Source organism: Streptomyces sp. CB02923 (assembly GCF_001905005.1).
Lineage (GTDB): Bacteria > Actinomycetota > Actinomycetes > Streptomycetales > Streptomycetaceae > Streptomyces.
The window spans coordinates 813,707-825,949 of sequence record NZ_LWKZ01000012.1 but is presented as its reverse complement, the minus strand read 5'-3'; the positions used below and the strand labels follow the sequence as shown (position 1 = coordinate 825,949).

20 protein-coding genes are annotated in these 12,243 nt (G+C 70.2%); 18 read left to right on the top strand and 2 right to left on the bottom strand.

Annotation, left to right across the window (positions count from 1 at the left end; genetic code table 11):
• Nucleotides 1-603: 603 nt before the first annotated feature.
• Nucleotides 604-1,866 carry a tyrosine-type recombinase/integrase gene (locus A6A06_RS15250; RefSeq protein WP_242440742.1) on the bottom strand — a complete coding sequence of 421 codons (1,263 nt, stop codon included), beginning with the start codon at nucleotides 1,864-1,866 and terminating at the stop codon, nucleotides 604-606.
• Nucleotides 1,867-2,261: 395 nt separating this feature from the next.
• Nucleotides 2,262-2,636 carry a helix-turn-helix domain-containing protein gene (locus A6A06_RS15240; protein ID WP_073761727.1) on the bottom strand — a complete coding sequence of 125 codons (375 nt, stop codon included), beginning with the start codon at nucleotides 2,634-2,636 and terminating at the stop codon, nucleotides 2,262-2,264.
• Between the two features lie 235 nt (nucleotides 2,637-2,871).
• Between A6A06_RS15240 and A6A06_RS15235 the strand changes: the two genes are divergently transcribed.
• From A6A06_RS15235 to A6A06_RS15150, 18 genes are all read left to right on the top strand, one after another.
• Nucleotides 2,872-3,150 (top strand): hypothetical protein, encoded by a 279-nt coding sequence (locus A6A06_RS15235; RefSeq protein WP_073761726.1) that lies wholly within the window; start codon nucleotides 2,872-2,874, stop codon nucleotides 3,148-3,150.
• Between the two features lie 5 nt (nucleotides 3,151-3,155).
• Nucleotides 3,156-3,383 (top strand): hypothetical protein, encoded by a 228-nt coding sequence (locus A6A06_RS15230; protein ID WP_073761725.1) that lies wholly within the window; start codon nucleotides 3,156-3,158, stop codon nucleotides 3,381-3,383.
• Between the two features lie 98 nt (nucleotides 3,384-3,481).
• Nucleotides 3,482-3,991 carry a hypothetical protein gene (locus tag A6A06_RS15225; RefSeq protein WP_073761724.1) on the top strand — a complete coding sequence of 170 codons (510 nt, stop codon included), beginning with the start codon at nucleotides 3,482-3,484 and terminating at the stop codon, nucleotides 3,989-3,991.
• Nucleotides 3,984-4,298, top strand: a complete 315-nt coding sequence (locus tag A6A06_RS15220; RefSeq protein WP_199930884.1) for a hypothetical protein — start codon at nucleotides 3,984-3,986, stop codon at nucleotides 4,296-4,298. Before A6A06_RS15225 ends, A6A06_RS15220 begins: the two co-directional genes overlap by 8 nt.
• Nucleotides 4,295-4,615 (top strand): hypothetical protein, encoded by a 321-nt coding sequence (locus A6A06_RS15215; RefSeq protein WP_073761722.1) that lies wholly within the window; start codon nucleotides 4,295-4,297, stop codon nucleotides 4,613-4,615. The genes A6A06_RS15220 and A6A06_RS15215 overlap by 4 nt, the downstream gene beginning before the upstream one ends.
• Complete coding sequence (locus A6A06_RS15210) at nucleotides 4,612-4,809, top strand: hypothetical protein (protein ID WP_073761721.1); 198 nt, start codon at nucleotides 4,612-4,614, stop codon at nucleotides 4,807-4,809. The genes A6A06_RS15215 and A6A06_RS15210 overlap by 4 nt, the downstream gene beginning before the upstream one ends.
• The gene (locus A6A06_RS15205; protein WP_073761720.1) at nucleotides 4,806-5,483 is read left to right on the top strand and encodes a hypothetical protein; all 678 of its coding nucleotides are present in this window, start codon (nucleotides 4,806-4,808) and stop codon (nucleotides 5,481-5,483) included. Before A6A06_RS15210 ends, A6A06_RS15205 begins: the two co-directional genes overlap by 4 nt.
• On the top strand, nucleotides 5,480-6,529 hold the full coding sequence (locus tag A6A06_RS15200; protein ID WP_073761719.1) for a YqaJ viral recombinase family nuclease: 1,050 nt from the start codon (nucleotides 5,480-5,482) through the stop codon (nucleotides 6,527-6,529). The genes A6A06_RS15205 and A6A06_RS15200 overlap by 4 nt, the downstream gene beginning before the upstream one ends.
• Nucleotides 6,526-7,317, top strand: coding sequence for an ERF family protein (locus A6A06_RS15195; protein WP_242440741.1), 792 nt, complete (start codon nucleotides 6,526-6,528; stop codon nucleotides 7,315-7,317). Before A6A06_RS15200 ends, A6A06_RS15195 begins: the two co-directional genes overlap by 4 nt.
• A complete protein-coding gene (locus A6A06_RS15190; RefSeq protein ID WP_073761718.1) occupies nucleotides 7,314-8,033 on the top strand; it encodes a 3'-5' exonuclease in 720 nt (239 codons plus the stop codon). The genes A6A06_RS15195 and A6A06_RS15190 overlap by 4 nt, the downstream gene beginning before the upstream one ends.
• A complete protein-coding gene (locus A6A06_RS15185) occupies nucleotides 8,030-8,314 on the top strand; it encodes a hypothetical protein (protein WP_073761717.1) in 285 nt (94 codons plus the stop codon). The genes A6A06_RS15190 and A6A06_RS15185 overlap by 4 nt, the downstream gene beginning before the upstream one ends.
• A 17-nt stretch (nucleotides 8,315-8,331) precedes the next feature.
• Nucleotides 8,332-8,760, top strand: a complete 429-nt coding sequence (locus A6A06_RS15180) for an XF1762 family protein (RefSeq protein WP_242440740.1) — start codon at nucleotides 8,332-8,334, stop codon at nucleotides 8,758-8,760.
• Nucleotides 8,757-9,344 (top strand): hypothetical protein, encoded by a 588-nt coding sequence (locus tag A6A06_RS15175; RefSeq protein ID WP_079194024.1) that lies wholly within the window; start codon nucleotides 8,757-8,759, stop codon nucleotides 9,342-9,344. Before A6A06_RS15180 ends, A6A06_RS15175 begins: the two co-directional genes overlap by 4 nt.
• A complete protein-coding gene (locus tag A6A06_RS15170) occupies nucleotides 9,341-9,574 on the top strand; it encodes a hypothetical protein (RefSeq protein ID WP_073761714.1) in 234 nt (77 codons plus the stop codon). The genes A6A06_RS15175 and A6A06_RS15170 overlap by 4 nt, the downstream gene beginning before the upstream one ends.
• Nucleotides 9,571-9,864, top strand: a complete 294-nt coding sequence (locus A6A06_RS15165; RefSeq protein ID WP_242440739.1) for a hypothetical protein — start codon at nucleotides 9,571-9,573, stop codon at nucleotides 9,862-9,864. The genes A6A06_RS15170 and A6A06_RS15165 overlap by 4 nt, the downstream gene beginning before the upstream one ends.
• Nucleotides 9,864-10,106 (top strand): hypothetical protein, encoded by a 243-nt coding sequence (locus tag A6A06_RS15160; protein WP_073761712.1) that lies wholly within the window; start codon nucleotides 9,864-9,866, stop codon nucleotides 10,104-10,106. Before A6A06_RS15165 ends, A6A06_RS15160 begins: the two co-directional genes overlap by 1 nt.
• Complete coding sequence (locus A6A06_RS15155) at nucleotides 10,106-10,408, top strand: hypothetical protein (protein ID WP_073761711.1); 303 nt, start codon at nucleotides 10,106-10,108, stop codon at nucleotides 10,406-10,408. The genes A6A06_RS15160 and A6A06_RS15155 overlap by 1 nt, the downstream gene beginning before the upstream one ends.
• A gap of 13 nt (nucleotides 10,409-10,421) precedes the next feature.
• Complete coding sequence (locus A6A06_RS15150) at nucleotides 10,422-12,242, top strand: AAA family ATPase (RefSeq protein ID WP_073761710.1); 1,821 nt, start codon at nucleotides 10,422-10,424, stop codon at nucleotides 12,240-12,242.
• Nucleotide 12,243 lies beyond the last annotated feature (1 nt).

Genomic DNA, 12,243 nt, shown 5'->3' with positions numbered 1-12,243 from the left:
GAAAATCTCCCCCCACACGCAGTACGGAAGATCGCACGACAGCGCACAAACCCGCGCCCTGCCACCAAGATTGATAAAGCACCTTCGCACCGTCGCGCCGTCGCACGTCCGCCACTCAGCGCACGAAAGGCACCCCTCCGCCGAAGCTAGCCCCCGCTCCACACACCGTGCAATGCCACCCCCTCATCACGAACGACCGGTTCCGGACAGACTCCCCTCCCACTCCCCGAAATACCCACCCGTCCCCCACCCCCAATAACCCCCTTTTCCAGCCACCACCCACACCCCACTCCCCACCCACAAACCCCACAAGCCCCCCACCCCTCCCCCGCCCCCAGCACCAGCCCTGAACACCCCCGAACGCCAAAGACCCCCCGTCAAGATCGACGAGGGGTCTTCGCGCTGGTGGGCACAACAGGATTTGAACCTGTGACATCTGCTTTGTAAGGGCATAGTGTCCGATCTTGTGTAGTGGTGAGTACTGTCGAACCTCGGCGAGTCTCGACACCTCCGAAGTGATCACTCAAGTGCGAGCCTCAGAGAGGCTGATCGAACCTCGCCGAGAGGGCTTTGTGGACTCTTCGCGGACTCCGGCGCTGCACCTCACGACACGGCCCGGAGTCCACATTCACCGCCAAGAGCTGCACGAACACGCTCCCGTGCGTCCTCGCTCTCATGGGTGTAGACCCACGTGACGCGCCCGGCACGGTCATGGCCGAGTACTGCTTGAGCGTCCGCCTCCGGGACTCCATGCGCATGGAGCCGACTCGTCACGTCGTGCCGGTAGAGGTTCAGCTCCGGCCACCAGTCCGTCCGCCCCGTCTCCGGGTCCACGATCTCCCGAGCGACGCCCGCCTGCGTGATCGCCGCGCGCCACACCCTGCCGCTCAAGTTATTGATGTTGAGGACTCCGCCCCGCGGGCCCCGGAAGATCAGCTCCTCGACGTGCAGGTCGAAACCGTCACCGATGGCCGATCGCGTCCGCGTCGGCTTCCACTTCTCCCGCATGACGGCGATAGCGCCAGCCGCCCGCGGAGTGAGCGGCACGGTGCGGAAGCCCGCTGAAGTCTTCGGCGCAGCCTGCCTGCGGAGTCGGCCCCGATCGCTGACGATGATCTCCTTGATGTGCACGATCATCTCGTCCTCGTCGAAGCAGTGCAGGCGCAGGCCTGCGTACTCGCCCGGCCGCATCCCTGACTCCGCCGCGAAGTCGCGCAAGATGATCTGGTAATACGGCGGCAATGCGGCGTGAATCAGCTCGTACTGCGCGGCCGTCGGCGGCTTGAGGTCGTCGGGGTGCTTCTGTACCCGTGTGGCCGTGAGTACCAGTGTGTCGGCTGGATTCTCCGGGATGCGCTTCCCGTCCAGGACTGCGGCCCGAAGAAGGGCGGTCAGGGTCTCCTTGCACTTCTTCTGTGAGTCGTAGCCCTTCACCTCGTGGGTCAGCCACCGCTGAAGCTCCATCGTCTCAATGCTGGCCAGCGGGTAGTCACCCCACTTCGGCTCGATGTGCGCTCGCCACACGGCGAGGATGCGGTTCCGCGTGGTGACGCGGCCCTTTTTCTGGCGGATCTCCCACCACTTCTCCCACCACTCGCGCAGCTTGATCTGCCCGCGCTTCGGATCGTGGTACGTACGGCGCCGGACGCTGGTGCGGACCTCGTCGAGGAAGTCCTCCGCCTCCGCCTTCTTCAGGAAGTTCCGCGCGCATTGCTTCCCGGCGGGGTCCCGGTACCGGGCCTGCCACGAACCGATGCAGTCGCGGCGCGGCCGGCGCTTCGGCTCCGGGTACTCCTCCAGGCACAAAGCGCAGCCGCAGCTCTTGCTGCGGACCTGTCGCGGGTTGTTGGTCGCTCTACGCGCCAATGTCGATCACCTCTTCAGTGTGTCGCTGCTGCGGTATCAGCCCCAGCCCAAGGAGCGGGGCCCCGCAGAAGCAGCGTGCACCGAACTGGCTCTGCACCGCACCGAGTTCGCACAGTACGGCGCGTAGCGCCTTCACAGAGAGTTCGGGAGAGAGGTTGGATGGGATGGATATGACCAGTCGGTCAGCGTCCCACGGACGCGCCGGAGCCGAGACGCGTTCAACGCTCACGCACATGCCTTACCCCCGTTATCGCAGGCAGACGAAATCGGATGCCGTGGGGGAGGACAGCGGCCGTGCGATCGAAGGTAGCGCCCTCTAGTGGAATATGCGACTACCGAGCCCAAAGTGACTGCAATTCAGCCACGTTGAGTGACGGGCTCCATTTAGCGGAGACTCACGAAGGACTGGATTGGTTGCGCTCGGCGAGCGCACGCATCTCGATTTCCTTCATCTCCTGCTGCTCCGCGGTGAGGCTGCGGAAGAGGCCGAGGATGCGCTCCTCGGCATCAGGGCTGAGCGGGCCGGGCGCGCGGCGGCCGGCGGCAGCGAAGATCTCGCGCTCGGTGAACCGAGGGAACTCCTCCGCGAGGCGGCGAAGCTTGTCCGGATTGGGCCCGCGGCCGGTGCCGCGCTTGCCGTTCACCCACGCGTTGACGGTGGCAGGAGACACACCGATGCGGTGCGCGATCTGCGTCTCTTTGACGTCGTACTCGATCTTGAGTCGCTTGATCAGATCCGCGAGGGTTTCGGGGCGCTCCTCGGTGCTCACGCCGTAAGGATGCCGGTCGCCTTCTACTTTTCGCAAGTAAAAGTAGAAGCGTGGCCAGTATCGGCGTGCTCCCGTGCGCCTCCCCGCGCCACTCCACAGTAGGACAGGTGTTCGAGTGCGGGCAATCCTCTCTGAAACTCGGGCGCCCTCTCTTGACCTAGCTACTACTGTGACAGTAGAAATGTGTCAGCGGCGCACCGCAAGGAGCGCAAGACACAACCGCACCGAGGTGCCCATGTCCACACTGATCCGCAAGGGTGACGGCCAGCCACTCAGAGCTGCGATGAAGGCGGCGGGGCTCTCCGGCCCCGCGCTCTCCGCGGCGACGAAGCGCGTCGACCCGACGGGCCGCGGCATCAGTCCGGCAGCGATCGGCGTTATCACCGGACGCGGCCGTACGGCCCGGCAGCAATGCCGACTCCGCACGGCATGGCTGATCGCTGACGCACTGGACGCGCCGCTCCAACAGCTTTTTGCCATGCCCACAGCATCTACTGACACAGTAGAAAGGTAAACCCCATGGCCACCAAGACCCTCGCCGCGCGCACCGCGCAGCTCGCCGAGGTCGGCCTCACCCCGCTCCTCACACAGGCGCAGGTCGAGGCGTTCTACGGCGTCTCGGACTGGACCGTGAACCAGTGGGTCAAGCGGGGGTGCCCCGTCGAGCAGACCCCGTTCCGCGGTCGGCGCTTTGACCTGGACCGCGTGAAGGCGTGGATCGCTATCGACGCCGCCGCGTCCGCCTGATCATTCCCGCGATGTGAGTCGGGGCCGCACCGGATGCAGCCCGGATGCGACCCCTCGGCTCACCTCACCCACTCACCTACCGAGAGATGAGGCTCCCCGTGAGCACACAGATTACGTCCCCGCCGGATGCTGCCGAGGTGCAGCGCCGCGGGTACACGGCCGCTCTGGCGGTCGTCGAGCAGATCCTCGCGCTCAGCCCGATCGTCCCCACCACGGTCACCGTGCAGTGCGCCCACTACGCCCCGGAGGAGCCGAGCGTGGAGGTGTACTTCCACCAGTCGGCCGACGGTGTCGAGGCGCTGGCGCAGACGCTCGGTGCGACGGTCACGACCACCCCGTTCAGGCCCCGCGACCCGCGTCCGTACGTGGAGATGAATGCGGTCGTAGCAGGGTTGCCGGTCCGCGCGTGGGCTCTGCTGGACATCCCGGCCTCGGCCGTCGAGATGCCGGAGCCGTACGCCTGCGCTTGGTGCGGGGTCTCGCTCCCGCACGGCCGTCAGTACATGAAGAGCGTCGGTATGCACAAGTGGGTGCGGCCGTCTGACGCACAGATCCTCGCACGCATGAAGGCCCGCCGCGCCGCCCGCGGAGGTGTCGGCCGTGGCTGACTCCCGTACGCCCGTTGACGGGCCGTTTCGTATCTCCGTCGAGCGCATCCCGGCCGGGGTCACGCTGGACCTGCGCCCCTTCGTCGAGGCCGTGCTCGTCGAGCTGGTCACCGAGCACGCGGACACAGTCGCGGACATCCTCGACGAGCAGGCCGACGCCCGGCCGTACGACGGTCACCGGGCCGAGTCGCTGCTCGTGGAGCGTCTGCTCGCCGAGGTGAGTACGCGCCTGCCGGTGTACGGGCGGCAGTGCTCGGCTCTGGCGGACAGCATCCGGGCTGCGGCCGGTCTGCGAGGTGCGGCGTGAGCGCCCGCTACCTGATCACGTTCGAGCGGATCGGCCGCCACGGTGGCCGCGACGACAGCCCGGCGCCCGCTCCGATCACCGTCGAGGCGACCGATGACACCGACCTCGCCATGCAGGTCCTCGCCCACAGCCGCCGGTACCTGGCGTCGCGCGGCGTCGAGGTCACCATCGACCTCGACGCGGGACGCGGCTGCCTGATCGTCGGCGGCGGCCGGGCGGCGGGCGAGTTCTCCGTCCAGCAGGTGGCTGACCGGGTGCGGGTGCTCGACGGACACGGCCGGTTCATCAGCCACACCGCCGATGGAGGTGCGGCGTGAGTGCCCGTACCTACCGCAGCGGTGGCCACGTCATGTGCGGGCACTGCGACTTGATCGCCGAGAAGCTGACGGCCGAGACCGCGCGCGTGTACCCCGAGCTGGGGGCGCCTGCGGAGGTTGGGAAGCCGTTGTGCTGTGACCGGGCGGCGGCGGACTGGCGGGCCGAGCGTGGCCGGTCGGGCGGTGCGGCATGAGCACCCGCGACGAGCTGCTGGACGAGTACGGCCGGTCCGACAAGGCGCCCCTCGGGACGCTCGCGGACCTGCGGGCGAAGCTCGCCGCCATCCGCGCCGAGGACCTGCGCGAGGCCCGCAAGGAAGTCATCCGGCAGGCGAACGCCCGCTTCAAGCCGAGGCGTCCGGCGCATGACGCCAGCCTCGAAGCGGCTGACGTACTGCGCCGCATGGCCGACGAGGCCGGGAAGGACACCCGCAAGGGCGAGTCCACCCGCGCCGCGTCGCCGTGGCAGCAGGCGGTGGACGGTCTCAACGCCCTCGTCGACGCGGGCATCAGCTTCCACATCGAGCCGGACGGCCACATCGCCAACCCCGCCGGGGACGAGCACATCGAGTGGGACCGCGAGTCCCAGCGGTGGCGGCTCGTGCACGACAACGAGGATGCGCCCGTACCCGACCCTGGCATGACGGCCGCCGAGCTGGCCGCCGCCGGGCCCGGTGCGTACCAGTGCCGGTGTGGCCACGGGAGCAACGTGCATGGCCCCTTCTGCTTCGCCGCCGGGTGCGACTGCGACGACTTCACGCACCCCGCGCCCCGGCACGAACGGGACCGCTGCATACACGGCACCTCGATCAACCTCGAATGCGGCGGCTGCGACGCTCTTGGACAGATCGGCGGTGACGCCGTATGACGAAGACCGCGCAGGCCGGGGCCACCACGGCCCCGGCCGCCGGTCGGCGGATCACCCCCACCGGCCGCCTCATCCTCCCCGCCGACGCCGACCGCACCGCATGGCTCACCGCCCGCCGCTCCGGCCTCGGCTCCTCCGACATCGCCGCCATCCTCGGCATCTCCCGCTACGGCAACGCGCTCAGCGTCTACCACGACAAGACGGGCGGCCTGCCGCTGGAGAGCGACGACTCCGAACCCGCCCTCTGGGGACGCGCGCTTGAGGAGACCGTGGCCCGCGAGTGGGCCCGCCGCAACAGGTCCGTCGTCCGCCGCGTCGGCCTCGTCGCCAGCACCGACCGGCCGTGGCAGATGTGCACGCTCGACCGCCGCGTCCTCGAATGCCCCCTCGCCAACGGCCGCGAACGCTGCGCCGTCGAGATCAAGTGCCGCGACAAGATGAAGGCTTCCGCCTTCCGCGCAGGCGTAGCGGACGATGTGCTCGTCCAGACGCTCTGGCAGGCCGACGTGTGCGGCTTCGACCACGTCCACGCCGCCGTACTGATCGGCGGAAACGACTACAGGCAGTACGTCATCAGGACGGCCGACCACGTGGACCTGATCGACGACCTGCGCACCGCTGGCGCCCGCGCATGGGAGCAGATCCAGACCCGGCGCCCGCCAGCCCTCGCGGCCGACGCCGATCCCGATGTCCTGCTCGACCTGTACGACCGATTGCACCCGGACCGGTCCGGCGCGATCGACATCACCCGCGATGTCGACACGCAGGACGCGGTGGCGGACTACCTCGACGCGCACAACGACGAGAAGGAAGCGGCGGGCCGGAAGGCGGCGGCCAAGGCGCGCATCCTCGGCACGCTCGGCGACGCCGCCGAGGCGGTCGTCCTGGACCGCACCTTCGTCCGCCTTGACGAGACCAGCCGCGAGCACTGCGACACCCGCCGCCTCGCCGAGCGCTGGCCCGAGGCGTACGCCGACTGCGTCGAGGACCGCGTCAGCCGCCGCTTGACCATCCCCCGCGTGATCCGTGAGGAGCACAACGCATGACGACCTTGCAGGAGCGCGCGGCGGCTGCGGCCGGCCGCGCCACCGACGCCCCGTCGGGCCCGTCCGACGACGCGTCGTCGACGCCCGTCGAGCCGTACGTCCCAGCGCCGGACCCGATGGCCGACTACGAGCCGGGGGACGGCGATCCGGAGATGGTGCCCGTGCACATCGCGTGGCTCCGCGCCCGCCGCGAAGTCCGCGCCATCGCCAAGAAAGAGCAGTACAACGGCGGCGGCACCCGCTTCAACTTCCGCGGCGTCGACACCGTCGTCAACACCTTCGGTCCCATCACGTTGAAGCATGGCATCAGCATCTTCCCCGTCGGCGTGGACGCGGAGCACCGCGACACCACCTCGGCCAAGGGCAGCAAGATGCGCGAGTGCACCGTGACCGTGTCGTGGATGGTCATGGGCCCGAAGGGCGACACGCTGCCCGCTCTGTTGAAGACGCGCGGTGAGGCGCTGGACTCCGCGGACAAAGGCACTGCCAAAGCGCAGTCTGTTGCCCTGCGCGTGCTGCTCCTCACCGGCGGCCTCACGCCCACCCACGACCCGGACCCCGACGTCTCGTACGTCGAGCGCGGCGAGGCGCCCGTACGGTCCGCCGTTCAGTACCTCGACGAGATCAGCCACCCGCAGACCTCGGCCGGGCGGCTCCGGCAGATCCACTACGAGCTGCGACAGTCCAACCAGCTCGGTGCGCTGGTCACCAACGAGGTGGGCGACGAAGAGCAGATCGGCGACATGGTCGTCCGCATCGGCAAGGAACGCGCCGGAGGTGGCCAGTGAGCTGGCACCTCTGCCGCATGTGCGGCTTCGATCTGGAGACCACCGGGCCCGACCCCGAGACCGCCCGCATCGTCACCGCCTGCGTCGTCCAGTGCGGCGGCGGCCAGCCCACCCAGTCCGCCACGTGGCTGACCGACGTGGACGGGCACGAGGTCCCCGACGAGGCCGCCGCGATCCACGGCGTCACCACCGAGCGGGCCCGCGCTGAGGGCGTCGACCTGCGCAAGGCCGTCGAGCAGATCCTCGGCACCCTCGGACAGGTCGTGTTGGCCGGCGTGCCGATCGTCGCGATGAACGCGCGGTACGACTTCACCGTCCTCGACCGCGAGGCGCGGCGGTACGGCATGACGCCGCTCGTCGATGGTCTCGGTGGGCTGCGGGTCATCGATCCCTTCGTGATCGACAAGCAGGTCGACCGCTACCGCCGCGGCAGCCGCAAGCTCACCGCGCTCTGCGAGCACTACGCCGTGCCGCTCGACGGCGCGCACTCCGCCGACGCCGACGCCCTCGCCGCGTGCCGCGTCGCCTGGCGGCAGGGCACCCGGTACGCGCAGCTCGCCGCGATGTCGCTGGACGAGCTGTACACGGCGCAGGTCGCGTGGGCCGCCGAGCAGGCCGTCAGCCTTCAGGAGTACTTCCGCCGCAAGGACCCGGCGGCGGTCGTCGAGGGCGCGTGGCCCGTCGTCCCACACCAGCGCGCGGGAGGCGACCAGTGATCACCGCCATCGCTGCTGGCCTCGCCGCGTTCCCCGCCGTTGGGTTCGCCGTGCTCGTCGACAGCGTCCTCCGGCCCGCGCCCGCCGGGCCCGTACGCGCCGCCCACCGCCGCGCTGCCGCGGCCCGCCGCCTCGACACCGCGGTGTTCGAGGAGATCCCGCCCGGCACCAGGTGGCTCGTCTGCGACACGACCGCGTGCGCGCACCTCAGTACCCGGCACGTGCCGGACGGCGACGGCCACCGCTGCACCGGCTGCGACACGGTGAAGGGGGACCGATGAGCCTCCACCGCGTCCCTGTGTCATTCGCCGACGCCTGCGCCTTCATCGCCACGTGGCACCGACACCACCGCCCGCCCCGCGGTTACAAGGGCTGCACCGGCGTCGTCACCGACGAGGCCGTCCTCGTAGGCGTCGCCATAGTCGGCCGCCCCGTCGCCCGCCACCTCGACACCGGCCACACGCTGGAGGTCACCAGGGTTGCCACCGACGGGACGCGCAACGCCTGCTCCCTCCTGTACTCCGCCTGCTGGGACATCGCCAAGGGCATGGGCTACCGCCGCTTGATCACCTACACCCAGCAGGGCGAGACCGGCACCAGTCTCCGCGCGGCGGGATGGCGGCTCGTCGCAGCCCGCCCGGCGCATCCGGGGTGGGACCGTCCTAGCCGCCCGCGCTGCGCTCAAGGGACGGAGCACATGCCCCGTTACCTCTGGGAGGCATCGTGACCACCCTGTTCGACGCCGCCCCGGCCGCCGCCCAGGCGGCCGGGCTCCGGCCTCGCCTCTACCGCGTCGCCGGACTCGACATCAGCCTCACCGGCACCGGCATCGCCACCCTCGGCGGCACCACCCGCGTCCCCACCACCGGCCGCCGCCGCGACACCATCATCCAGCGGCGGACCCGGATGCGGCACATCACCGAGACCGTCCTCACCGAGGTCGGACACGTCGACCTCGCCTGCGTCGAGGGCCCGTCGCACCACTCGGTGGGCGGCTCTGTGTGGGACCGCGGCGGACTATGGTGGCTGATCGTCGACGCCCTGTGCGCCCGCGACATCCCCGTCGCGGTGATCCCGCCGACCAGCCGCGCCAAGTACGCCACCGGCTCCGGCGCAGCCCGCAAGGCAGCCGTACTCGACGCCGCGCAGCGCCGGTACGGCGCCATCCTCCCGAGCGACGACGAGGCCGACGCCCTCATCCTCCGCGCCATGGGCCTGCACCACCTCGGCCAGCCGCTGGCGGAGGTGCCGGACGGGCACCGTGCGGCGCTCGCCGGGTGCCAGTGGCCCGACCTCGGGCCGGCCGCATGAGCACGCTGACGGGCGCGCTGTTCGTCGACCTCGGCGAGGGCCGCGAGGACATGCGCACCGGCCACGTCCGCTGGAGCCGCCCGCCGCGGGCCCGGTACGAGTGCCTGCTCTGCCACACCACTGAGGGCCCCGTCACCGGCCCCACGGCCGTGGCCCGGTTTGTAGCCACCGTCCGCACCACCCACCCCACCCGATGCACCACCACCCACGAAGGAGCACGCGCCGCATGATCAGCATCAAGATCGACAGCAAAGTCCTCGCCGACGTAGAGCAGGCCATCCGCCCCCACGCCAAGGCCCTATTCGACGACCTCGGCACCACCCGCATGGCCATCATCGAACTCGCCTCCGTCGAGCGCACCGAGCAGGGGCCCGACGAGGACAAGGACGACATCGTCAAGGTCCGCATCGTCGACATCGAGATCGCCGCCGACGAGTTCACGGACGAGAAGCTGCGCCAGCAGTCCAGCGCGATGTACCGACAGCGCAGCGCCGAGGGCACCCTCGACGAGGTCGCCTGATGGCCCGCTCCATCGGCATGGCCGCCGACGCCACCGTGTTCCGCGCCGTCATCACCAAGCGATACAGCAGCGACACGGTGACCACCTACGAGGGACCGTACGGCTCCATCGCCGACGCCCGCGCACGCGTGACCTTCTGGACCAACTACCTCGCCGACCGCGACGAGGACGGCGAGCCCACCGGCACCAGCCGCGCGAGCGGCCACGTCGAGCGAGGCGCCATCACCTGGGAACGCGCCTGATGGCCGGGCGCACGGCAGCCGACGGCACCACCCAATGCCCCGCCTGCCGCGCGCCCATCCTCCGCCAACTCGTCGGCCGCGTCGCCGCGCTCACCGTCACCGCAGACCTGCGGCCCCTCACCCCCGCCGAGCAAGCCGCCGCCCGGACCCCGAACCGCCTCATCTGGTGCCTCTACCGCGCCGGCCCCCACACGCCGCCCCGGCTCCGCTGGCTCGACCGCTGGCATCCCGCCGACTGCCCTCACCCGCACGTCACCGAGCACCAATGCCCCGGCCCCGCCCGGCAGCACCCGCTGTTCTGAACCAAGGAGCACCGTGGACAACGTCCGCCGCATCCCGCCGCGCAGCAACGCGGTCAACGACGAGGCACCTGACGCCCTCGCGCGGACACCCCACGACGCGGAGGCCGAGAATCTCGTAGCGGGCGCCATCATGCACAGCGAGCAGGCATACACCGACTGCGCGCAGGTCATCAGCCGCGATGACATCTACCAGCCCGCCGTCCGACTCATCTGGGACACCGTGGCCGGCATGGTCGCCGCCGGGCAGGGCCCTCACCCCGTCCTCGTACGCGCGGAAATCGACAAGCTCGGTCAGCTCCGCCTCGTCGACGGCGGCGCCCTCATCGACCGCCTCGGCACCGAGTACATCACCGCGAACATGGCGCCCTCGTTCGCCGAGCGCATCGCCGAGACCGCCCGCGAACGCCGCTACGACGAGCACTCGACCGCACTGAAGGCCGCCGTACTCCGCAAAGCCACCGGCGACGAACTCGCCGCAATCGTCGCCGCCTTCCAACAGGCCGAGCAGCTGCGCGAGTCCACCGGCCACGGCCCGAGCCACCTCACTGCTGCCCTCCTGGACTGGGACGCCTTCTTCGTCACCGACTTCGGTGCCATCCAGCTCCTGCCCGGCAAGCTCATGGGGCCCGGCCAACAGATCACCGTCGTCGGTGACGGCAAGGCCGGCAAGTCCCTCTTCGTTCAAGAGTGGATGTGGCGCATGGCCACCGGCCAACCCGTCCTCGGCGACGCTCCGCAGCCGCCCGTACGGGTCCTGTACCTCGACGCCGAGAACGGCCAGGAGCAGGTACAGGAACGCTTCCTCAGCTTCGGCGGCGGCCTCGGCCGCATGGGCGAACTCCGCTACGCCTCCTTCCCGCCCATCCGCCCCCTCGACACCGCGGGCGGCGGCGTCGACCTCCTCGCCCTCGCCAAGGCCACCGCCGCCGAAGTCGTCGTCATCGACACCGTGTCCCGCTTCATCTCCGGCCCCGAGAACGACGCCGACACCTGGCTCTCCCTCTACCGCCACACCCTCCTCCCCCTCAAGCGAGCCCGCATCGGCTCCGTACGCCTCGACCACTTCGGCAAGGACAAGGACCGCGGCGGCCGAGGCTCCTCCGCCAAGACGCAGGACGTCGACCACGTATGGGAGCTGGCCTCCCAAGGCGGCGGCTCCCTCACCCTCAAGCGCACCCACACCCGCACCGGCATAGGCCCCGATCACTTCGCCCTCCTGCGCCAGGCCCGCCGGGACGGCGACACCTGGGCCCCCGGCGGCACCCGCCACGTCCTCATGACGTGGGAGGAGGAGCCCACCGGCCTTGCCACCGTGCCCGGCACCGTCGAGCACATCATCGCCACCCTCGACGCCGCCGGCGTACCGGCCGACGCGGGCAACCGCATCGCCCGCCAGACCCTCGCCGACCGCGGCGTCCCCGGCGGCAACGAGAAGGTCGCCGAAGCCGTCCGCCGCCGCAAAGCACGGGCCACCACGCCCGCCCCAGACGTTTCCGGAAAGCGTTCCGGAGCCCCCGCCCAGCAACGTTTCCCGGAAACGTTTCCCGGAACGCACCCCCGGAACGCCGAAACCGCAGGTCAAACGTTTCCCGGAAACATCGCGGAAACCCCCGGAACGCCCTCCGTTCCCCCCGTTCCTCCCTCCAAGGGAGGGAACGGGGAGGGAACGCCGGAAACACCAGACGACGACACCCCCCTCTGCACCGTCTGCACCGACCCCCTCACCGGCTACCGACTCGACCGCGGATACGACACCCACCTCTCCTGCGACCCCACCACCGGCAGCCACCCCAACGGCCCCACCGACAACGCCCCCGCGCCCGAGGAGGACTGAC